23 protein-coding genes are annotated in these 19,482 nt (G+C 73.6%); 15 read left to right on the plus strand and 8 right to left on the minus strand.

Annotated features, from left to right (window positions below; translation table 11 throughout):
• Positions 1 to 6: 6 nt before the first annotated feature.
• Entirely contained in the window at positions 7 to 783 is a 777-nt protein-coding gene (locus ACZ6S5_RS13260) for a D-Ala-D-Ala carboxypeptidase family metallohydrolase (RefSeq protein ID WP_466000254.1), read from the minus strand.
• 329 nt (positions 784 to 1,112) lie between these two features.
• On the opposite strand from ACZ6S5_RS13260, the gene ACZ6S5_RS13265 reads away from it, so the two are divergent.
• Both ACZ6S5_RS13265 and ACZ6S5_RS13270 read left to right on the plus strand, forming a co-directional pair.
• Complete coding sequence (locus ACZ6S5_RS13265; protein WP_466000256.1) at positions 1,113 to 1,754, plus strand: DUF6642 family protein; 642 nt, start codon at positions 1,113 to 1,115, stop codon at positions 1,752 to 1,754.
• 72 nt (positions 1,755 to 1,826) lie between these two features.
• On the plus strand, positions 1,827 to 2,291 hold the full coding sequence (locus tag ACZ6S5_RS13270) for a PPOX class F420-dependent oxidoreductase (RefSeq protein ID WP_466000258.1): 465 nt from the start codon (positions 1,827 to 1,829) through the stop codon (positions 2,289 to 2,291).
• 7 nt (positions 2,292 to 2,298) lie between these two features.
• Here ACZ6S5_RS13270 and ACZ6S5_RS13275 read toward each other — a convergent pair whose 3' ends face one another.
• Positions 2,299 to 2,940 (minus strand): NAD(P)-dependent oxidoreductase, encoded by a 642-nt coding sequence (locus tag ACZ6S5_RS13275; protein WP_466000260.1) that lies wholly within the window; start codon positions 2,938 to 2,940, stop codon positions 2,299 to 2,301.
• 58 nt (positions 2,941 to 2,998) lie between these two features.
• Positions 2,999 to 4,231 carry a serine hydrolase domain-containing protein gene (locus tag ACZ6S5_RS13280; protein ID WP_466000262.1) on the minus strand — a complete coding sequence of 411 codons (1,233 nt, stop codon included), beginning with the start codon at positions 4,229 to 4,231 and terminating at the stop codon, positions 2,999 to 3,001.
• A 66-nt stretch (positions 4,232 to 4,297) separates the two neighbouring features.
• Here ACZ6S5_RS13280 and ACZ6S5_RS13285 point away from each other — a divergent pair, with 66 nt between their 5' ends.
• The 7 genes from ACZ6S5_RS13285 to ACZ6S5_RS13315 all read left to right on the plus strand — a co-directional run bounded on the left by ACZ6S5_RS13285 (position 4,298) and on the right by ACZ6S5_RS13315 (position 9,597).
• Complete coding sequence (locus tag ACZ6S5_RS13285) at positions 4,298 to 4,891, plus strand: pentapeptide repeat-containing protein (protein ID WP_466000264.1); 594 nt, start codon at positions 4,298 to 4,300, stop codon at positions 4,889 to 4,891.
• 54 nt (positions 4,892 to 4,945) lie between these two features.
• Positions 4,946 to 5,398: a pyridoxamine 5'-phosphate oxidase family protein gene (locus tag ACZ6S5_RS13290; RefSeq protein WP_466000265.1), complete on the plus strand. Its 453-nt coding sequence runs from the start codon at positions 4,946 to 4,948 to the stop codon at positions 5,396 to 5,398.
• Between the two features lie 125 nt (positions 5,399 to 5,523).
• Complete coding sequence (locus ACZ6S5_RS13295; RefSeq protein ID WP_466000267.1) at positions 5,524 to 6,702, plus strand: hypothetical protein; 1,179 nt, start codon at positions 5,524 to 5,526, stop codon at positions 6,700 to 6,702.
• A 142-nt stretch (positions 6,703 to 6,844) separates the two neighbouring features.
• A complete protein-coding gene (locus ACZ6S5_RS13300; protein WP_466000269.1) occupies positions 6,845 to 7,732 on the plus strand; it encodes a hypothetical protein in 888 nt (295 codons plus the stop codon).
• 78 nt (positions 7,733 to 7,810) lie between these two features.
• On the plus strand, positions 7,811 to 8,248 hold the full coding sequence (locus tag ACZ6S5_RS13305; RefSeq protein WP_466000271.1) for a nitroreductase family deazaflavin-dependent oxidoreductase: 438 nt from the start codon (positions 7,811 to 7,813) through the stop codon (positions 8,246 to 8,248).
• A gap of 117 nt (positions 8,249 to 8,365) precedes the next feature.
• Positions 8,366 to 9,340, plus strand: a complete 975-nt coding sequence (locus ACZ6S5_RS13310; RefSeq protein ID WP_466000273.1) for a hypothetical protein — start codon at positions 8,366 to 8,368, stop codon at positions 9,338 to 9,340.
• Positions 9,337 to 9,597 (plus strand): hypothetical protein, encoded by a 261-nt coding sequence (locus tag ACZ6S5_RS13315; RefSeq protein ID WP_466000275.1) that lies wholly within the window; start codon positions 9,337 to 9,339, stop codon positions 9,595 to 9,597. The genes ACZ6S5_RS13310 and ACZ6S5_RS13315 overlap by 4 nt, the downstream gene beginning before the upstream one ends.
• Before the next feature lie 47 nt (positions 9,598 to 9,644).
• Here ACZ6S5_RS13315 and dacB read toward each other — a convergent pair whose 3' ends face one another.
• Complete coding sequence (gene dacB / locus ACZ6S5_RS13320) at positions 9,645 to 11,228, minus strand: D-alanyl-D-alanine carboxypeptidase/D-alanyl-D-alanine endopeptidase (RefSeq protein WP_466000277.1); 1,584 nt, start codon at positions 11,226 to 11,228, stop codon at positions 9,645 to 9,647.
• 310 nt (positions 11,229 to 11,538) lie between these two features.
• Between dacB and ACZ6S5_RS13325 the strand changes: the two genes are divergently transcribed.
• Complete coding sequence (locus ACZ6S5_RS13325; RefSeq protein ID WP_466000278.1) at positions 11,539 to 11,820, plus strand: HesB/IscA family protein; 282 nt, start codon at positions 11,539 to 11,541, stop codon at positions 11,818 to 11,820.
• Positions 11,821 to 11,825: 5 nt separating this feature from the next.
• Here ACZ6S5_RS13325 and ACZ6S5_RS13330 read toward each other — a convergent pair whose 3' ends face one another.
• Together ACZ6S5_RS13330 and ACZ6S5_RS13335 are read right to left on the minus strand one after the other, a co-directional pair.
• The gene (locus ACZ6S5_RS13330; protein WP_466000279.1) at positions 11,826 to 12,914 is read right to left on the minus strand and encodes a beta family protein; all 1,089 of its coding nucleotides are present in this window, start codon (positions 12,912 to 12,914) and stop codon (positions 11,826 to 11,828) included.
• Between the two features lie 149 nt (positions 12,915 to 13,063).
• Positions 13,064 to 13,198: a hypothetical protein gene (locus tag ACZ6S5_RS13335; protein ID WP_466000280.1), complete on the minus strand. Its 135-nt coding sequence runs from the start codon at positions 13,196 to 13,198 to the stop codon at positions 13,064 to 13,066.
• Positions 13,199 to 13,207: 9 nt separating this feature from the next.
• On the opposite strand from ACZ6S5_RS13335, the gene ACZ6S5_RS13340 reads away from it, so the two are divergent.
• From ACZ6S5_RS13340 to ACZ6S5_RS13350, 3 genes are all read left to right on the plus strand, one after another.
• Positions 13,208 to 13,456 carry a hypothetical protein gene (locus tag ACZ6S5_RS13340; RefSeq protein ID WP_466000282.1) on the plus strand — a complete coding sequence of 83 codons (249 nt, stop codon included), beginning with the start codon at positions 13,208 to 13,210 and terminating at the stop codon, positions 13,454 to 13,456.
• Positions 13,457 to 13,737: 281 nt separating this feature from the next.
• Complete coding sequence (locus ACZ6S5_RS13345; RefSeq protein ID WP_466000284.1) at positions 13,738 to 14,130, plus strand: cupin domain-containing protein; 393 nt, start codon at positions 13,738 to 13,740, stop codon at positions 14,128 to 14,130.
• A gap of 42 nt (positions 14,131 to 14,172) precedes the next feature.
• Complete coding sequence (locus ACZ6S5_RS13350) at positions 14,173 to 15,960, plus strand: glycoside hydrolase family 15 protein (protein WP_466000285.1); 1,788 nt, start codon at positions 14,173 to 14,175, stop codon at positions 15,958 to 15,960.
• 7 nt (positions 15,961 to 15,967) lie between these two features.
• On the opposite strand, the gene ACZ6S5_RS13355 is transcribed toward ACZ6S5_RS13350, so the two are convergent.
• Positions 15,968 to 17,155: a threonine synthase gene (locus ACZ6S5_RS13355; RefSeq protein WP_466000287.1), complete on the minus strand. Its 1,188-nt coding sequence runs from the start codon at positions 17,153 to 17,155 to the stop codon at positions 15,968 to 15,970.
• A gap of 8 nt (positions 17,156 to 17,163) precedes the next feature.
• Positions 17,164 to 18,198: a DNA polymerase ligase N-terminal domain-containing protein gene (locus ACZ6S5_RS13360; RefSeq protein ID WP_466000288.1), complete on the minus strand. Its 1,035-nt coding sequence runs from the start codon at positions 18,196 to 18,198 to the stop codon at positions 17,164 to 17,166.
• 117 nt (positions 18,199 to 18,315) lie between these two features.
• On the opposite strand from ACZ6S5_RS13360, the gene ACZ6S5_RS13365 reads away from it, so the two are divergent.
• Together ACZ6S5_RS13365 and ACZ6S5_RS13370 are read left to right on the plus strand one after the other, a co-directional pair.
• Positions 18,316 to 19,098 (plus strand): aldo/keto reductase, encoded by a 783-nt coding sequence (locus ACZ6S5_RS13365; RefSeq protein ID WP_466000290.1) that lies wholly within the window; start codon positions 18,316 to 18,318, stop codon positions 19,096 to 19,098.
• Between the two features lie 108 nt (positions 19,099 to 19,206).
• A complete protein-coding gene (locus ACZ6S5_RS13370) occupies positions 19,207 to 19,470 on the plus strand; it encodes a hypothetical protein (protein WP_466000292.1) in 264 nt (87 codons plus the stop codon).
• Positions 19,471 to 19,482: the final 12 nt, after the last annotated feature.

The raw sequence follows: 19,482 nt of genomic DNA on the forward strand, positions 1-19,482 counted from the left end.
CCGGGCTCAGCCGATCCCGCAGTCGGGCGCGGACCAGCTGGTCGTGTTGCTGCTCTTGTCGAGGTTGTTCTCCCGGCGTGAGTCGGTGTGGACGTGGTCGTCGTGGTCCGGGTAGCCAGGGCCGTAGATGCCGCTGAAGCCGTGGTAGCGGGCGTTGCGGGCCACGGTGCAGAGCGACGAGGTCTTCGAGAACAGGTCGGCCGCGTCGCCGTAGAGGTGCTGGCTGTCCGACGCGCCGCCGACCTGCCTGTTGCAGGCGATGCTGCGGAAGCCGCTGGTCACGTAGAGCGGCTTGTCGCCGAGGCTGCGCCGCAGCGCCTCCAGCTTCCACATGGTGCGTACCGCGTTCGCCCGGGTGGCGCTCGCGGAGAGCGGTCCGCCGCTCCAGCCGCCCACGCCGCAGCCGTTGTCGAGTTCGCTGTAGCTGAAGTGCTTGGGCGTGCAGTCGCTGTCCTGCAGGTCGTAGATCTTGGCGAAGGTCTGCGGTCCGGCGATGCCGTCGACCCGCAGCCCGTACGCGGCCTGGAATCTGCGGACCGCGGCGGCGGTCTCGGGGCCGTAGATGCCGTCGATCCGGACGATGTCCCGGTAGGCGGCCCAGCCCGCCACTCGGATCTGCAACTGCCGGACGTCGTCGCCGGAGCGCCCCTGCGAGAGGGTCCGGTTCCAGGTGTAGCAGCCGTCGGCGTGGGCCGCCGGCGCGGCGACCACCGTGGCGATCGCGGCCCCGGGCAGTGCCAGCGCGAACGCGATGGCTGCCCGCTTGAGGGTGTTGACGCGCACGAAAGTCCTCCCGATAAGAGATCGAATGAGGTGCGAGCAGGGCATCGACCGGGACGTCCTGTCCCGTCCACCTTGGCAGTGTTGAAGATGATTCGTGGGCGATAACCGGAATTGTTCTCATAATTGCTTGTTCCTGGACAGTGGCTGTGAATAGTGGCGGAATTGGGAATCGCCCATTCCTGGCCAGGCGGGCGCGGCACCGCCGTAACGGCGCAGCCGTGACGGAAATGTCGCTCCGACGGCACCGAGGGTGATATCGGCAGGCCCGCGTGGCCCGGTAACGTCTCCGCCGGGGCCGCGTACGGCCCCACCGGGCGGGGAGGTGGGCGTTGGCGCGTGGGGGCATCTTCTGCGTCGAGGGTCAGTGGCACCGGGACCTCAACGAGCGCGGCTCCGTCCTGCCCACGCTCGAACTGCTCGAACGGCTCGGCAAGATCCGGTTCATCCACAAGGACGCCGCCACCCGCGACGAGCTCTTCTACTTCCTCGACCGCTGGCTGCTCAAGCAGTACGCGGACTACCGGGTCGGCTTCTTCGCCATGCACGGCGAACCGAGCCGGCTCTGCCTCACCGACTGGGACTCGGTCGAGCTGGCCGACGTCGCGGAACGGATGGCCGGCCGGTGCGAGGGGCGCCGGCTCTACTTCGGCAGCTGCTCGGTGCTGCGCGCCTCCGACGCCGCGCTACGGGACTTCCTCGAGGTGACCGGCGCGGCGCTGATCTGCGGCTTCACCCGCGAGGTCGACTGGGTCGAGTCGGCGGCGTTCGAGACCGTCCTGCTGGACGTGCTGGCCAACGGTCAGCGGCACAACGCGGCCGAGCTGCGGATGGGCTCCGCACACTGGGCGCCCCTGGCGTCGTACCTGGGCTTCCGGGTGATCTACGCGAACGGCCGGGCCTGGCGGCCGACCGTGCGGCCCCGGGTGCCGGCGCAGCCGACTGCGCACCGCGTCGCCGACCGCCCCCACTGAAGGTCACCCGGTCTGCCGCATCCCGGCCGCCCGCTGCCCGCCGGTGGACCGGCGGCCTGGTAGAACCGAGACATGGCACGCACCATCGCGACCAACACCCGGGTCGACCGGGACGCCCTGATCGAGTTCCTCCGCCCCCGGCACAAGGTCCTGCTGATGACCACCCGCGCCGACGGCCGGCCGCAGTCCTCGCCGGTCTCCTGCGGCGTCGACGCCGAGGGCCGGCTGGTGATCTCCACCTACCCCGAGCGGGCCAAGGCGGCCAACATCCGGCGCGACCCCCGGGTCTCCGCTTGCGTGCTCTCAGACGACTGGAACGGCCCCTGGGTGCAGGTGGACGGCACCGCCGAGGTGCTCGACCTGCCCGAGGCGCTCGAACCGCTGGTGGAGTACTTCCGCAGCATCTCCGGCGAGCACCCGGACTGGGACGAGTACCGCGAGGCCATGGTGCAGCAGGGTAAGTCGCTGATCCGGATCACGGTCGAGAGCTGGGGCCCGATCGCCACCGGCGGCTTCCCCGCCCGGCTCGCCGACTGAGCGCCGGTCAGTACGCGGCGGTGAAGCGCGCGTTGCGGAACCGCGGGTTCTCGATCTCGTCGACGATCGCCACCGCCAGGTCCTCGTAGGTGAGCACCGAGCGGCCCTGCGCGTCGGTCACCGGCTGGTCGGTGCCGGTGCGGTAGTGGCCGGTGCGTTCGCCCGGGTGGAACTCCAGCGGCGGCGGGGAGACGTACGTCCAGGTCACCCCGTCGGCCGAGGAACGGTAGAGGGCCAGCGCGTCGGCCTGGCCCTCGGCCGAGTCCCGGTACTCCTCGGGGAAGTCCGGCTCGTCCAGGTACGGGGTGCCCTTCGGGGTCAGCAGCGTCGCCCCGCCGCCCACGTGGATCACCCGGGGCGGGTCGGGCAGCTCCCGCAGCGTGTCCACCAGCGTCCGGGCGGCATCGCACCACAGCTCCCGTTCGCCGCCGCCGATCGCCACCACGAACACGTCGGCGTCGTCGGCCAGCCCCCGTACGCTGCGCGCCGAGGTGGCGTCGCCGGTCACCGTGCGCACCCCGGCCGGCAGGTAGCTGGTCGCCTCCGGGCGGCGTACCGCCGCGGTCACCCGGTGCCCCCGCTGGACCGCCTCCGCCGAGATCCGTGAGCCCGCGGTGCCGCCGGCACCGAACACGACGATGTTGGCCATGCCCCCAGGCTAGGGAGCGGCTCGACCGGCCGGTGCCGTAACGGCGATCCTGGCCGGGTCAGTCGACCAGCGCGGAGTAGACCAGCTGGCGCAGCTGCGAGCGCAGCGGGTACGTGCTCGACGGCATGAGCTGGGTGAACAGCAGAGCGGTGACCTCCTCCACCGGATCCACCCAGAACGCGGTGCTGGCCAGGCCGCCCCAGTAGTACTCGCCGACGCTGCTCGGCACCCGGGACGGCACCGGGTCCAGCACCATGGCGAAGCCGAGCCCGAAGCCGATGCCGTCGAGGATCGTCTCGGCGAACCCCTTCGGCTCGAAGGAGGCCAGGTCCCGGTTGCCGGGCAGGTGGTTGCGGGTCATGAAACGCAGCGTCCGGGACCCCAGCAGCCGGGCCCCGTCCAGCTCGCCGCCGCGCAGCAGGAACTGGGTGAACCGGTGGTAGTCGGCGGCGGTGGAGACCAGGCCGCCGCCGCCGGAGAACCAGCCCGGCCGGGACAGCGCGGCGCGGCCGATGCCGTCGACGCGGATCGCCTCGCCGGTGGCCGGGTGCGGGATGTAGAGGGCGGCCAGCCGCTTGGCGTCCGGCTCGTCGACCCACCACCGGGTGTCGGTCATGCCGAGCGGGCGCAGGATCCGCTCGGTGAAGAAGGCGTCCAGGCTCTGCCCGGAGACCACCTCGACCAGCCGGCCCAGCACGTCGGTGGAGACGCCGTAGTTCCAGCTCGTGCCCGGCTGGAAGAGCAGCGGCAGTTGTGCCAGCCCGGCCGAGGCCGCGGCCAGGTCCGCGCCCGGCGGCACGTCCAGGTCGAAGCCCGCCTTGCGGTACAGGCCGTCGACCACAGTGCTCTGCGCGAAGCCGTAGGTCAGGCCGGCGGTGTGGGTGAGCAGGTGCCAGACCCGGATCGGTTCGACCGCCGGCACCGTGTACGGCTTGAGCACCGAGCCCTTGTCGTACACCCGGACGTCGGCGAACTCCGGCAGCCAGCGGCTGATCGGGTCGTTCAGCTCGAACCGGCCCTCCTCCCAGAGCATCATCGCCGCGACCGAGGTGATCGGCTTGGTCATCGAGTAGATGCGCCACAGGGTGTCCGCCTCGACCGGCGTGCCGGCCTCCCGGTCCCGCAGCCCGTACGTCGACGCGTGGGCGACCTCGCCCCGGCGGGTCACCACGATCTGCCAGCCGGCGAGCCGGCCGTCGTCGACGTACCGGCCGAAGTGCTCGTCGATCCGGGCCAGGCGGGCGGGGTCGAAGCCGACGTCGGCGGGGTCCGTGCTCACTGCGAGGTTCACGGCGCCGACGCTACCGCCCGGTAGGCGGACCGGGAAGTGTCGGCCGCCCCCACTAGTCTCGGCCGCATGCCGGAGACCGTCGAGGACGTCACCTACCGCCACCAGGACTGGTACGCCGAGGAGTTGGTCGACCGGCACTTCGTCCGGTGTGAGTTCTTCCACGTCGACCTCACCGAGGCGCTGAGCCAGGGGGCGAGCTTCACCGAGTGCGTCTTCGGCAACGTGGCCTTCAACGCCTCCCGGCACACCGACTCCGCGTTCACCCGCTGCACCTTCAAGCGGTGCAACCTCTTCGAGACCGAGTTCACCGGCTGCAAGCTGGTGGGCAGCAGCTTCGACCAGTGCGACCTGCGCCCGCTGCGGATCGACGGCGGCGACTGGTCGTTCGTGGCCCTGCCCGGCGCCGACCTGCGCGGAGTGCGGATCACCGACGCCCGGATGCGCGAGGTCGACCTGACCGGCGCGGACCTGACCGGCGCCACCGTCACCGGCGTCGACCTCTCCGGGGCGCAACTGCGCGCGGCCAAGCTGGTCCGGGCCGACCTGCGGGGCAGCGACCTGACCGCGCTGGACCCGACGGCCGTCGAGCGGGCCGGGGCGATCGTCGACGCGGAGCAGGCGGTCGTGCTGGCCCAGGCGTTGGGCTTCGAGATCCGCTGACCCGGGGCGGAAAGACGCCGTCGGCTGTCAGGTTTTCCTGCGAGGCTGACCGGCATGGCATGGTGGTCCGACCTGGTGGCGTCCGAACCCGACTTCGCCGCGCGCGTGCGCGCCCGCTTCGCGGTCCGCAAGCACGGCACGATGGCGACCCTGCGGCGGGACGGCTCGCCCCGGATCAGCGGTACCGAGTTCGACTTCGGCGATGACGGCCAGCTCCGACTGGGCAGCATGGCGGGCGCGCGCAAGGCTCTCGACCTGCGCCGCGATCCCCGGGTCGCGCTGCACTGCCCGAGCGAGGACGCTCCCGAGGCCGACCCGGCGTCCTGGGGCGGGGACGCGAAGATCGCCGGCCGGGCGCACGAGGAGCCGCCGGGGGAGGACGGTTCGCACCGGTTCCGGATCGAGTTGACCGAGGTGGTGCTGACCAGGGTCGGCGACCCGCCGGACCACCTGGTGATCGAGACCTGGCATCCCGGCCGGGGGCTGGAGCGGCGCGAGCGGCGCTGAGCGCACGTCCCACTGTCGGGAAAATGCCTCGTGCCGACAGCTTCTCGCAGATCGTGACCTGTGTCATTCTCCCTGCGGCGGCCCACGGGGGCGACCGCCGGTGCCGGTGGCCGAGGGAGGGGTCGGTGGCTGAGGAGGAACTCACGCAGACCGGTATCCGGGTCGGGGGGTGGCTCCCCGCCGTACCGGCCGAGCCGGGCCGGGAGCCGGGACCGACGGCCGTGCCGCGCCGGCTGCCCACCGACCCGGACCCCGGGGTCTCGCCCGCGTCGGCAGACACCGACCCGACGACCGGCCACCCGTTCACCGCGCCGCCGGCCGGCACGACCGCGCCGCCGGCCATGCCGACGTCGACCGGCGGAGCCGCCCCGGGCGCCGGTGGAGCCGTACCGCAGCCGGTGCCCGCCTCGGCCGTCGACACCGGTCCGGTCCGGCACTCGGCCCGGAAGAGCGTCGCCGAGCGGCTCGCCGGGTTGGTCGGTCCGGCGGCCGCGAAGGTGCGGGTGGCCGTCGGCGCGGCCCCGGACGGGCCGGTCACCCGGGTCGGGGTGGCCCGCGCCCGACGGCGTCGCCGCCGGGTGGTGCTGGCCGCCGCGGCGACGTTGGCCGCGGTGGTGCTGGTGCTGGCGTACGTCGGCCGGGGTCCGCGCCCCGACGGCGAGCCGGCCGCGCCGGCGGCGCTGCCCACGGCGGCCGCCGCCGCGCCGGCCCCGGCGCCGCCGCCGACGGTCGTGCCGGTCACCGGGAATCCGGCCTTCCCGGGCGGCCCGCTGCTCAGCGTGGACCAGCAACCGGTTCCGGCGCTGGTGGACCTGACCGTGCTGGGTGCCCGGGACTGGATCCACTGGGGTGGTCTCGGCGGCGGCAGCGTGCAGCGCAAGCAGACCGGCACCGGGGAGATCGCCGACCCGGGCGGGGCGCGGCTGGAGCACGCCGCCAGCGTGTCCGCCTTCGCCTGGACCGACGGCACGCCGGTGGCCCGGCAGGAGGGGATCCGGTACGGGGTCTTCCAGCGCGGTGCCGGCAGGAGCTTCTCGCTGAGCGTCGCCGGCAGCGGCGACCTGCGGACGGTACGGCTCTTCGTGGGTGCCTTCGCCGCGGGCGCCCGGCTCGACGTCCGGCTCTCCAGTGGGGGCGACCCCGCCGTCCGCGAGGTGGCGCTCGCCGCCGGCGACCGGTTCTACGAGTACGTCATCCACTTCCGGGCGGCGCGCGGCGCCAAGCTGCTGATCACCTGGCGGGCGCTGACCGTCGTCGGCGGGGAGAACGACGGCGTGACCATGGAGGCTCTCACGGTCAGTTGAGCCTCCGCCGCTACCGCCTGGTAACAAACTGGAAACTCCCACCCGCCGACATATGGCGCATCGCCCCCGAAAGATGGAAACGTGAAGCGGGCCACGCCCCGCCCGTCCCGGCGGCCGGGGTGCGGCGGGGAGCGGAGGTCAGGTGGGGCAGGAAGGCCACGGTCCGGTCGACGATCGGGCGTCGTACCCGCACGGGCGGACGCGGTCGGAGTTCCGCCGGCTGGCGCGGACCCGGCAGCGACGACGCTTGCTCCTGGAGGCACTGGCGGCGTTCGTCTGCCTCGCCGCGGCCGTGGTGTACCTGGGCGCCGAGCAGCACGGGACGCCCCGGGAGGAGCGCAGTGGCGTGCTGCCCGGCCCGGCGCCCGGCCGGCCCGAGGTGCCCGCCCCGGGTGGGCCCGACGCGGACAGCGGAGTGGTGACACCGGGGCTGCGACCCCGGCAGCGCCCGCCGTCGCCCAGCCCGTCGCCGTCCACGGCGGCGGTCCCGCCGCTGCTCACGGTCCGCCAGGCGGACGTTCCGGCGCTGGTCGACCTGACCGCCGCCGGCCCCACCGACTGGGTCCACTGGGGACTGCTCGGCGCGGGTACGCCGGTCCGCAAGCGCGGCGGGTCCGGTGAGATCCGCGACGAGGGCGGCCGGGGCGAGCGGGTCAGCTACAGCAACAACCCGGAGGCGTACACCTGGCGGGACGGCGCGCCGGTCGAGTCGGCCAGCGGGACCATGTCCGGGGTCTACACCTGCGACACGGGTAGCGGCTTCCGCCTCGCCGTGACCGGCGGCGGCCGGGAGCGCACGGTCCGCCTCTACGCCGGCCTGTGGATGGCCCGGGCCCGCCTCGACCTGCGGATCTCCGGTGGTGGCCCGGCCAGCACCGTACGGCTGGAGGATCCGCACACCGCGCGGACCGCCGAGTTCACCATCCGGTTCCGCGCGCCGAAGGGCGCGAAGCTGCTGCTGAGTTGGACGGTCGAGGAGTCCATGGGGGACTGCGGCAACGTCAGCCTTCAGGCGGTCGCGCTGCGCTGAGGCCCCGTTCGTCCGACGCCCGGGCCCCGTCCCGAGTAGCGTGGGCGCGACGGTCGACGGACGAGCCGGGAGGGACCGATGACGGCGGGCGAGCAGGTGCTGGACAGCCCCGAGGGGTGGGTCGCCGACCACATCCGGCGGTACGTGGAGACCGGCGGCGCGGAGGGGCACGAGTGGCGGCCCGGCGTCTGGACGCTGCTGCTGACCACCCGCGGCCGCCGCTCCGGCAAGCTGCGGCGCACCGCGTTGATCTACGGCCGGGACGGCGACGCCTACCTGGTGGTGGCCTCCCAGGGTGGCGCTCCGCAGCATCCGGCCTGGTACCTCAACCTGCTCGCCGACCCCGAGGCGCAGGTGCAGGTCGGCCCGGAGACGTTCCGCGCCCGGGCGCGGACCGCCACGCCGGAGGAGAAGCCGCGGATGTGGCGGACCATGACCGCCGCTTGGCCGGCGTACGACGACTACCAGACGAAGACCGACCGGGAGATCCCGGTGGTGGTGCTGGAACGGATCTGACCGTTCTCGCCGCGCGGATGCGCGAGCGCGTCGGCTGAGGCCGGTCCCCCGCCCGGGGGAGGCGGGTCCACTCCGGTTCGGGAGTGAGTGGACGTGTGGCGGCGGCAGGGTGGCGGTATGACGCAGACCCTGCCGCCGCCGACTGGTTCCCGCCCGGCCCCGCGCCGTGCCGCCTGGCCCGCGTACGCCCTGGTGGCGTGGGCGGTCGGCTACGGTGCCCTGCGGGCGGGCTGGCTGGTGGCCGGGGCTCCGTCGTTCGGGCCGCTCGGCACCGACCTGGTGGTGGTCACCGGCTGGTGGTCGGTGACGCTCTGCGCCGCCGCGGGGGTGGTCGGCGTCGGGCTGGTCCGGGCCCGCGCCTGGCGGCCGGTCCTGGCGGGGATGGCCTGGGCGGCCGGGGCGGCACTGCTGCTCTCCTGCGTACTGCTGTTGCTGGACGTGGTCGGCTTCCTGATCTTCAAGCTCACCGCGGCGTTCACCCTGGCCGGCTTCCTCAGCCGGGTCGGCGCGGTCACCGGTGCGTTGCTGCTGCACGCGGCGGCGCTGGCCCACCTGCGCCGGTACCGGGGCGACTGCGGCGGCTGCGGCCGGAGCCGGTCCTCGGGCGGCCCGGTGCCGCGCTGGGCCCGGATGGCGGCGTGGAGCGCGGTGGCCGGCTGCCTGGTCCGGCTGGCCGCCCAGGTGGCGGTGGGCTTCAGCGGCCTGCCGCTGGCCCAGGGCCCGTCGGCGGCGCTCTTCGAGGTGGGCTTCCTGCTCGCCGGGGTGCTGCTGCCGCTGGCCCTGGTGCACCGGTGGGGGACCGTCTGGCCGGGGTGGGTGCCGCTGCTGGCCGGCCGGCTCGTGCCCCGGATGCTGCTGCTGGTGCCGGCGGCGGTCTTCGGTGTGGGTCTGGTCGGCTACTTCGGGATCGGCCTCGCCCAGCTCGCCGTGGAGACCGTCACCGGGACGTTCGACCCGGGGGACGGTCGCTACCCGCTGGCCTTCTTCTGGGTGGCCGAGTCCGGCTACTGGGTCTGGGGTTGGGGCCTGGTGGCCGCCGCGCTGAGCCATCACCGGCGGACCCGCCGGCCGTGCCCGCGCTGCGGCCGGTGATCCGGGGACCCCCGCTGCCGCTGTACGTGACCGGCGAGGACGCTCAGTTCGCGGTGCGGGCGGTGGTCGTCCACGCGCCGCGGCACTGGTCCGGGGGCACGATCTGCCGCAATGACGCCAGCCCGCACCCGTGCCGGCTGCACCGGTGGGGCCGCCGGGTGCTCGCGCTGCACGGGCTGCCGTCCGCCGAGATCGACGCCCTGGTCGAGCGCGGCGACCAGACCGCCGTCCCGCGGCCCCACCGCCCGGGCGCCTGAGCGACGGGTGCCCCTACCCGGTCCCGCGCGGCCAGGGGCACCCCGGCTCAGCACGCGGTCGGCTTCACCCAGGAGCACTCCAGGCCCTCGGGCACCCGCGGCGACTCCGGCGCCGTCGGCACCGTCAGCCGCGCCGTGGTCGTCGCCTTCTCGGTGTACGACGCCAGCGCGATCGCGATCTGGTCCTCCAACCCCTTGACCGACGAGGTCAGGTAGTTGTTGAGCACGATCGAGAAGGCCAGCAGGTGGCCGTCGGCGTCGGTGGCGTAGCCGGAGAGGCTGGACACGCCGGTCAGGCTGCCGGTCTTGGCGTGCACGTTGTTCGCCGCGGCGGTGCCCCGCATCCGGCTGCGCAGCGTCCCGCCGACGAAGCGCTCGGCGTTGCCGGCCACCGGCAGGGCCGTGTACCAGGTGTCGAACCAGGGTTCGGCGCGTACCGAGGACAGCAGCGAGACGAACTGGGCCGGCGGGATCAGGTTGCGTCGGGACAGGCCGGAGCCGTCCCGCTGGCGCAACGTCCCGGTGTCCATCCCGGAGTCGCCGACATAGTTGCCGATCGCGGCCAGTCCGGCGTCCCACGTGCCGGAGCCCGAGAGCACCCGACCCAGCTCCTTGGTGAGCACCTCCGCGTGGCCGTTGTTGGAGAGCTTGAGGAACGGCACCATCAGCTCGGACAGCGGCATCGAGTCGTGCCGGGCGACCGTCGTCGCGTCGTCCGGGGTGGGCCGGCCGAGCACGGTCCGGCCGAGCACCCGTACCCCGTGCCGTTGCAGCGCCGAGCGGAAGATGTCGGCGGCGTACCCGGTCGGTTCCCAGACCGTCATCCAGTCGCTCTCCGGCGCCTGACCGGCGGCGATCTGCCCGGTCACCACGATGGTGTTGCCGCCGTGCTCCCGTTCGAAGGAGATGGTCGTCTCGCCGGTGGCCACCGTCTCGGCCCGGTTCTCGATCCGCAGCCACCCGTTGGGCGGGGTCATGGTGATCTCCGGACGGGCGCCGGCCTCGCCGCCCGGGGTGGCGTGCACGATCACCGTGCCCGCGTCGTAGTCGGTGTCCGGCGCGACGGTCAGCGCCGACACCTGGGCGGCGTAGTAGTAGGACTCGTCGTCCCAGGTCCAGTCCGGGCCGAGCCGGGTCCGGTCGTAGCGGGTGTCGTCGGCGACCAGGTTGCCCGTCACCACCCGGACCCCCTCGGCGGCCACCCGCGCGGCCAGCCGGTCGTAGTCCGTGGCCAGCATGGTCGGGTCACCGCCGCCGCGCAGGTAGAGGTCGCCGGAGAGCAGCCCGGCCCGGCGTGCGCCGTCGCTGGCCACGTCGGTGGTGAAGCGGTGGCCGGGGCCGAGCAGTTCCATCGCGGCGGTCGAGGTGAGCAGCTTGGTGTTGGAGGCCGGCACCAGACGCCGTTCCCCGTTCCGGTCGTAGAGGGTCCGCCCGGTGGTGGTGTCCACCACGACCACCCCCGCCTGTGCCCCGTCCAGCCGGGGGTCGGCGAGGACCGCGTCGATGGTCGCGTTCAGCCGTAGCTGCGCCGGGGTGGGCGCGTCGGCCGTGGCGGTGGGCGCGCTGGCGACGGCCGCGGTGGCGACCAGCGCCAGCACCGCGAGCGCCCGGGGGAAGAGACGACGATGCATGCGTCGATGCTGCCATGGAGCTTTCTTCCGGAGAAGGGCCCACGGCGAAAGTTATTTCCGAAGCCCCCTCGGTTACCCCCGATCCGGAGCCGGAAACCCCTGGTCACCCGTTCGTGGCCGGGACGCGCCGGCACGCTGTCGACTGACCCGGCTCTATTTGACGGATGGCGGGCCAGGGGGGACCGTAGGCGAAGGGGCCCGTTCGAGCTGCCCCGTTCTGCCGGGCGAAGACCGATTCGCCGTTCCCGGGGGCGCCGTGGGTCCGTGTCGACCCGCCCCGAATCCCGCAGCAGCCATGAGGAGTTCCGCCATGCTGACCATGACCGACAACGCCGTCCTGGTGATCCGCGACCTGGCCACACAGCAGGACGTCGCCGAGGCCGGCGGACTGCGGATCGCCGCCGACACCGACGCCGGGTCGCTCTCCATCGAGCTGGTGGAGGAGCCGACCCAGGGCGACCAGGTGGTCGACAACCAGGGCGCCCGGATCTTCCTCGACCCCGACGCCGCCGAGCTGCTCAACGACACCTCCGTTGACGCGGTCGTCGACGACGAGGGGATCGTGCAGTTCGGCTTCACCGAGAAGGAGTGACGGACTCAGCCGGCCCGGCGGTGCTCGCCGCCGCGAGGCGGCCGGCCGGGGCGGCCCCGGGCGGTCACGTCCGGTCCGGCGCGCCACGGCCCGCCGCGCGGCTCCCGCAGCGTGGCCAGCACGTGCGCCAGGTGGTGCGACGTGCTCCAGGCGATCCAGTTCGCCGGTGACCCGGCCCCGGCGCCGCGCCGCGCCCGGCGCAGGATCTCGTGGTCGCCCCACGAAAAGCCGGCCCCGGCCACCGGCCACCACGGCGCCGACACCAGCGTCCGGCACAGGTCGGCGAGGCGTTCGTCGCCCCGCCCGCCCCGCCGGGACCAGCGGTAGATCCACCATGCCCCGTCCGTGGTGTAGCGCAGCGTCGGCAGCCGGTCGCCCGGCCCGTCCGGGTCCGGCGCAGCCGGGCCCACCCCGTAGTCGCCGTAGCCGACTCCGAGATCAGCCAGGCCCTGCCAGAGCTGCCAGTCGAAGCGGTCCAGCCGGACCGGCTCGTCGGTGGGGAGGCGGGCCAGCGTCGGCGGCATCCCGCCGGCCACCACGGTGACCGAGCGCCAGGCGTGCCGCCGGGCCCACTCGACCAGCCGTCGGACCCGGGGCCCGGCCAGGCGGACGTCGGCCGGGCAGCACACGTCCGCCGCGTCAACGAGCAGGTCGCACTGCTCGGGCGCCAGCCGGACGAGTCGCCACACCCGTTCCACCGCCGCCGTCGTCGCGTCCGGGCCGGCCCGGACCTGACCGACCCGCAGCCGCACCACTGCCCGCCGGGCGTACGCCCGTGCCGCCGCGCCGTGCGCCACCAGCCGGCGGTCGCTCTCCGCGAGCCCGATCACCGGCAGCAGGGGTACGCCCCAACGGACCGGTTCACTCTCCGGAACGTCCAGGGCCGAGACATCGACGGCGGGGAGCAGCCCGGCCGGCAACCGGCCCAGCAGCTCCACCGTGCACGGGTCGACCACGTGGACGTCGATGACCGGGGCGAGCAGCGGAACGGAGGCGTCGTCGAGATGGGCCAGCGCCTCCAGCTCACCCCGGCGGCCGACCAGTATGGGGCGGTAGACCGGTTCCGCCGCCCGACCCCCGTGGGCGGGCACCATACTTCAATGTATCCCAGGGCTTTCGGGACGTCGTTGACGGCGATCGACCGATGGCGATGGCATGAACGGGCGGATGCCGACCTCGCGTGCTGACCACGTCCGGGCCCGGGCCGCACGACGCACCGCACGGGCCCGGACCACGGTGCGGATCAGTCGTCGTCACCGGCGCGGTCGCCGCCGTGGTCGTCGGTCCGCTTCCACTCGGCCCCGACCACGGTGCCGTCGCCGCGGTCCACTTCGACCTCGTACCGGACGCCGTCCCGGACGACCTCGACGCTCCACACCGGACGGCCGTGCCGAGTCCCACGGCGACCGGCGGGGCGCGGCGCGGCTTCGCCGGCCCCGGCGGCCGCGCGCTGGCCGAGTGCGTACCGTCCGGCGTGCGCCTGGTCTCCTGGACGCCGGCCCAGGGCTACCGGGTGAAGGAGGTCGAGCGGGGGCCGGACGACCACGTGAAGGTGCGCTTCGTCGGCTCGGACGAGGAACACGAACTGCGGCTACGCTGCGTCGACGGTACGCCGGAATCGGAAACTCACGACTGACCCTTCCGGACTCCTTGGCTGGCGGGGCGTTGGGCGGAACGGGTGCACAGACGAGCGCACGGCGCCGCCCGACCGAGGTCGTAACGTCGCCGCGCTCTGGCCGTCTCCCACCACCGCAGCCGTACGGCGGTACGAAAGCGGGGACCTGGCTCGACCGGCACGCATGCCGGTCCTAGGCAGCAGATGCCCGGCCAGCGGGGATCCAAACCGGGGGTGGCAGGCGAATTCCACCATTTGCGATTCCCGGCGTGACCCGAGGGCGTACCGGGTATGTGCGCGCCATGGAGCATTTCACGATCGCGACCGTCGCCGAGAAGAGCCCGGACTTCCGGCGGGTGCTCTGGACCGGGCGGCACACCCAGCTGGTGATCATGACGATTCCGCCGGGCGGCGAGATCGGCGAGGAGGTCCACGAAGGGATCGACCAGATCCTCACCTTCGTCAGTGGGACCGGTGAGGCCCGGGTGGCGGGTGAGAAGAAGGAGGTCGTCGCCGGCGACCTGGTGGTCGTACCGGCCGGTACGAAGCACAACTTCGTCAACACCGGCCCCAACCCGCTCGTCCTCTACACCGTCTACGGGCCGCCCGACCACGCGGACGGGGCCGTGCACCGGACCAAGGAGGAGGCCGACGCGGCGGAGGCCGCCGGCCGGGACGAGCCGCCCACCGCCTGACCGGCGCGGTCTGAACCGGACGGGCCCGGGTACCCGCAGCGGGTGGCGCACCAGCCGGCGATCTCCGACTACGGATTCCTCTCCGACTGCCGCTCCGGGGCCCTGGTCGGCCGGGACGGCTCGATCGACTGGTGGTGCCCGGACCGGTTCGACTCCCCGGCGGTCTTCGCCCGCCTGCTCGACCCGGCCGGCGGGCACTGGCGGATCGCCCCGCTGGCCGCCGGTCGGATGGAGCGGGCGTACCGGCCGGACACGCTGGTGCTGCGGACTGTCCACCACACCCCGGAGGGGAGCGTCGCGGTCACCGACGCGCTCGCCGCCGAGCTGGGCGCCCGGGGTCACCAGCTGGGCATGAACTCGCCCGCCGTGCTGCTCCGGGTGGTCGAGGGGCTTTCCGGGCGGGTCCGCATGCATCTCGACTTCGCCCCGCGGCCCGAGTACGGGCTGCTCACCCCGTACCTGCACGACCAGCCCGAGGGTGGGGTGCTGGCCACCGCCGGGCCGGTGGCGCTGATGCTGCGCGGCACCGGTCAGGTGCTCCGCCACGACCGTGACCGCGTGACGCACACCTTCGAGGTGGCCGCCGGCCAGACCGTCGCCTTCGACCTGGCGTACGCGGGGGTCTACGGGGACCCGCCGGCCCGGCTGGACCCGCTCGTCGCGCTGAGCGAGACGGCGCAGGCGTGGGAGGCGTTCCGGGAGAGCCACCGGTACCCGGGCCGCTATCCGGAGCAGGTCCGCGACAGCGCGACCGTGCTGACCGGCCTCACCTACGCCCGCAGCGGCGCGGTGGCCGCGGCACTGACCACCTCGCTGCCCGAGCAGCTCGGCGGCGACCGCAACTACGACTACCGCTACTCGTGGCTGCGCGACTTCGCGATGACCATGCGTGCCCTCTGGGTGGCGGCCTGCCCGGACGAGGCGTCCCGGCTGTTCGCCTGGGCGGCCCGCTCGATCGGCCGGATCGGCGACCACCCGGTGCCGGTGCTGTTCGGGCTGGAGGGGGAGCGGGACCTCTCCGAGCACGAGTGCGTCCACCTGCGCGGATACGCCGACAGCGGGCCGGTGCGGATCGGCAACGACGCCTGGCGGCAGCGGCAGCTGGACGTACCCGGCGAGGTGATCGCGGCGGTCTGGCGGCTGCATGACTACCTCGGCGAGACGTTCGAGGAGGAGCTGCGCGAGATGGTGGTCGGGCTGGCCGAGCAGGTCGCGTCGACCTGGCGGTTGCCGGACCGGGGCATGTGGGAGACCCGCGACGCCGAGCGGCACTACGTGTCCTCCAAGGCGCTCTGCTGGCTGGCCCTGGACCGGGCGGTGGCGCTGGCGCCCCGGCTCGGGGAACGGGCCGACCCGCGCCGCTGGGCGGCCATCCGCGACGAGATCCGCTCGACCGTGCTGCGCGAGGGGTGGAACGAGCGGATCGGCGCGTACACCGGCGCGTTCGGGTCGGCGGAGCTGGACGCCTCGGCGCTGTTCCTGCCGGTGGTGGGCTTCCTGCCGGCCACCGACCCGCGGATGCGCTCCACCATCGAGGTGGTCGCGCGTGAGCTGGGCACCGACGACGGCCTGGTCCGGCGCTGGAACACCGACCCGGCGGGCTTCGTGCTCTGCTCCTTCTGGCTGGTGGAGTGCCTGGTCATGGCGGGGCAGCCGGACCGCGCCGCGGCACTGTTCGAGCAGGTCCTCGGCCACGCCAACGACCTGGGCCTGTTCGCCGAGCAGATCGACCTGGAGAACGGCGCGCAGCTCGGCAACACGCCGCAGGCACTGTCCCACATCGGCCTAATCAACGCGGCCTGGCGACTGACCGATCCGAGCACCGACTGAGCCCGCGTCACACCGTCGGTACGTCCGAGACGTCCACCGTCTCCGGGTACTTGAGGCCCGCGCCGGTGTTCAGCACCACCACCCGCTCGCCGGCCCGGATCCAGCCCCCGGCCCGCAAATGCCGGGCGGCGGTCAGGCAGGCGGCGCCCTCCGGGCAGAGCAGCAGCCCTTCCCGGGCGGCGAAGTCGCGCAGGTCGGCGAGGATCTCCGCGTCGTCGACCGCGATCGCGGTGCCGCTGCTCTCCCGCAGCGCGGTCAGGATCAGCTCGTCGCCGAGCGGGGCCGGCACGGTGATGCCGAACGCCACGGTGTGCGCCTCCGCCCAGGGGGTGGCCCGCGGCTCCCCGGCCGCGAACGCCCGGACGATCGGGGCGCACCCGGTGGACTGCACGGCGACGAGGCGGGGCAGCCGGTCCTCCACCCAGCCCAGCTCGCGCAGCTCGTGCAGCGCCTTGTGGATGCCGATCAGACCCACGCCGCCGCCGGTGGGATAGATGATCACGTCGGGCACCTGCCAGCCGAGCTGCTCGACGATCTCGTACCCCATGGTCTTCTTGCCCTCCAGGCGGTACGGCTCGCGCAGCGTGCCGGCGTCGAAGATCCGCCCGCCCGACTCGCCGACCAGCCGGGCCACCCACCGGCCGGCGTCGCTGATCAGGCCGTCCACCAGGCGCAGGTCGGCCCCGGCCGCCCGGCACTCCCGCCGGCAGATGGTCGGCGCGTCGAGCGGCATGGCGATGGTCGCGCCCATCCCGGCCCGGGCCGCGTACGTCGCCCAGGCCGCCCCGGCGTTGCCGTTGGTCGGCATGGCGATCCGCTCGACGCCCAGCTCCCGGGCCCGGCTCACGCCGACCGCCGCGCCCCGGGCCTTGAACGACCCGGTCGGGGTCAGCCCCTCGTCCTTCACGATCAGGTCCGGGATCCCGATCTCCTGGCCGTACGCGGGGGCGCGCAGCAGGGGAGTCCAGCCCTCGCCCAGCGTGGTCACGAACCGGGGGTCGGTCACCGGCAGCAGCTCCCGGTAGCGCCACAGGTCGGCCGGGCGCAGGCCGAACTGCTCGGGGGTCAGCGACGCGGCCACCGCGGCCAGGTCGTAGCGGGCCAGCAACGGGGAGCCGCAGTCGCACAGGTTCTGCAACTTGTCCGCCGGACGTTCGAGGCCGCAGCGCGGGCATTCCAGATGCGTGAGGTACATGCTGCTCCTCAGCTCGCGTCGATGCTCAGCCAGTGCCGGCTGCGCCGACCCGGCTCGTACGGGGAGTCGAGGCGCTTGGCCAGCACGCCCGGGAGCCCCTGTTCGCGGGCGGTCCGCAGGGCATCCGCGCCGACGCCCGGGAACCACGGCGGAGTCTGCCAGTGCTTACCGGTCAGCGCCAGACCGTCGAGCAGCTCGCGGCGCTGCGCGTACGGCAGGTCGGTGCTGGTCGCGCCCTCCAGCCAGAGCAGGTCCACGGCGAGGAACTGGCCGTCTCGCTTGCTGGGCGGGTGCACCCGGCCGGCCGGGTCGATCCGGACCAGCACGCCGTCCAGCACCGCCTCGGTCGGCGCCAGTGCCTCGGCCATGCCGCGCAGCCAGGGATACCCCCCGCTGATCTCCTCGTCGGTCCCGTCGACCAGCCGCAGTCGGCCACCGGAGACGTACGCCATCGCCCGGATCCCGTCCCAGCGCAGCTCGTACCCCCACGCGTCGGCGTCCTTCGGCAGCCGCTTCCCGACGGTGGCGTGCATCGGGCGGACCAGGTCGGGCATCGGCGTCCAGCCATCCGGGGCCGGGTCGGTGCGGCGGACCATCCAGTCCCGGCCCCGGCCGCCGGTGGCGAACAGCACGTACCGGCCCTTCGTCCGCCTCCCGTCGAGCACCACGATCACCTCGTCGTCGCGCCACTTCTCCGCGCGGTACGTCCCGGTGTCGTGGACGGTCATCTTCCCGCCGCCGTACTCGCCGGCCGGGATCTCGCCGTGGAAGGTGAGGTACTCCATCGGGTGGTCCTCGGTGTGCACGGCGAGGTGGTTGCGCCCGGGGTCGCGGGGCAGGCCGCGCGGCACCGCCCAGGAGGCCAGCACGCCGTCGTGCTCCAGCCGCAGGTCCCAGTGCAGGCTGCGGGCGTGGTGCTGCTGGATGACGAAACGCTGCTTGCGGCGGGAGGTCCGCTTCCGCTCCGGGGCCGGCTCCGGCACCGGCTCCGGGGTACGCGCCGCGTCCCGTTTCCGCCGGTACTCCTCCAGCCGGTCGCCCACCCCCGCATTCTGCGGCACACCCGGCCCGATCGCCCGGTTCCCGGTGCTTCCGTCCGTTTCCCCGCCCTCCGGCGCGTCGCCGGCATGGGTGCGGCGATCACGGGTAGAAGCGTCGGTATGGACCTCGACCAGCCCACCGTTCCCCTCGCCGGCGACGTCCGGATGCCGCTGCTCGGCTTCGGCACCTGGCAGGCCACCGGCGAGGCCGGGTACGACGCCGTGCTCGCCGCCCTGGACGCCGGGTACCGGCACATCGACACCGCCACGATGTACGGCAACGAGAAGGAGGTCGGCCGGGCGGTCAAGGAGAGCGGGCTGCGCCGGGAGGACGTCTTCGTCACCACGAAGCTGCCGCCCGAGCGGATCGGCCGCGAGCGGGAGACCCTCGAGGCGAGCCTGGCCGCCCTGGACATCGAGTACGTCGACCTCTGGCTGATCCACTGGCCGCCGTCCTCGCCGGGGGACAGCATCCCGGCGTGGCGGGAACTGCTGGCCGCCCGGGACGAGAACCTGGTCCGGACCGTCGGGGTCAGCAACTACTCGATCGCGCAGATCGACGAGCTGATCCAGGCCACCGAGGAGACCCCGGCGGTCAACCAGATCCGCTGGAGCCCGTCCCTGTACGACCGCCAGGTGCACGCCGCCCACAAGGACCGGGGCGTGGTGCTGGAGGGCTACAGCCCCTTCAAGACCAGTGACCTGTCCGACCCGGTGCTGGCGCGGATCGCCCAGGCGCACGACGTCTCCCCGGCGCAGGTGGTGCTCCGTTGGCACATCGACCACGAGATCGTGGTGATCCCCAAGTCGGTGACCCCGGAGCGGATCCGGGCCAACGCCGACGTCTTCGGCTTCTCGCTGACCGCCGAGGAGATGCGCGACATCGACGCGCTGGGTAGCTGACACGAGGGTCTGGTCGGATGGCGGGGCAGGTGCACGGCGGGCGTGGGTCCATGCGAAGAGAAAAACTGCTGCGCCGGGAGGTCAGTGAGCTGACGGACCTCATGCGGGATGACTGCGACTTTCTCCGACATCCGCGAGATCCTGACCGCCAAGGGCCTGTCGCCGGCCGGCACCCTGCTGGCCGGGCTCGTCAGCGGTGAGGACGACAGCCAGTACGGCGTGTTCATCGTCAACGCCGGGCGCTGCTTCCTCTTCGAGACCGACTCGCGTGGGTCGTTGATCCGATGGGAGACCGTCGACGATCTCTCCGTCCTGAAAAGGGATTTCGAGGCGATCGCAGTGGGTGTCGAGATGAAACTGGACGGCGCATAGCGGCTGGGACGT

It is taken from the genome of Micromonospora sp. NPDC051924 (genome assembly GCF_055586005.1).

Bases quoted from the DNA above. Each gene is read 5' to 3' on its own strand.
- ACZ6S5_RS13270 (WP_466000258.1), top strand. From the start codon at position 1,827: ATGGCACGCACCATCGCGACCAACACCCGGGTCGACCGGGACGCCCTG.
- ACZ6S5_RS13275 (WP_466000260.1), bottom strand. From the start codon at position 2,940: ATGGCCAACATCGTCGTGTTCGGTGCCGGCGGCACCGCGGGCTCACGG.
- ACZ6S5_RS13285 (WP_466000264.1), top strand. From the start codon at position 4,298: ATGCCGGAGACCGTCGAGGACGTCACCTACCGCCACCAGGACTGGTAC.
- ACZ6S5_RS13290 (WP_466000265.1), top strand. From the start codon at position 4,946: ATGGCATGGTGGTCCGACCTGGTGGCGTCCGAACCCGACTTCGCCGCG.
- ACZ6S5_RS13305 (WP_466000271.1), top strand. From the start codon at position 7,811: ATGACGGCGGGCGAGCAGGTGCTGGACAGCCCCGAGGGGTGGGTCGCC.
- ACZ6S5_RS13310 (WP_466000273.1), top strand. From the start codon at position 8,366: ATGACGCAGACCCTGCCGCCGCCGACTGGTTCCCGCCCGGCCCCGCGC.
- dacB (WP_466000277.1), bottom strand. From the start codon at position 11,228: ATGCATCGTCGTCTCTTCCCCCGGGCGCTCGCGGTGCTGGCGCTGGTC.
- ACZ6S5_RS13325 (WP_466000278.1), top strand. From the start codon at position 11,539: ATGCTGACCATGACCGACAACGCCGTCCTGGTGATCCGCGACCTGGCC.
- ACZ6S5_RS13330 (WP_466000279.1), bottom strand. From the start codon at position 12,914: ATGGTGCCCGCCCACGGGGGTCGGGCGGCGGAACCGGTCTACCGCCCC.
- ACZ6S5_RS13345 (WP_466000284.1), top strand. From the start codon at position 13,738: ATGGAGCATTTCACGATCGCGACCGTCGCCGAGAAGAGCCCGGACTTC.
- ACZ6S5_RS13355 (WP_466000287.1), bottom strand. From the start codon at position 17,155: ATGTACCTCACGCATCTGGAATGCCCGCGCTGCGGCCTCGAACGTCCG.
- ACZ6S5_RS13365 (WP_466000290.1), top strand. From the start codon at position 18,316: ATGGACCTCGACCAGCCCACCGTTCCCCTCGCCGGCGACGTCCGGATG.
- ACZ6S5_RS13370 (WP_466000292.1), top strand. From the start codon at position 19,207: ATGACTGCGACTTTCTCCGACATCCGCGAGATCCTGACCGCCAAGGGC.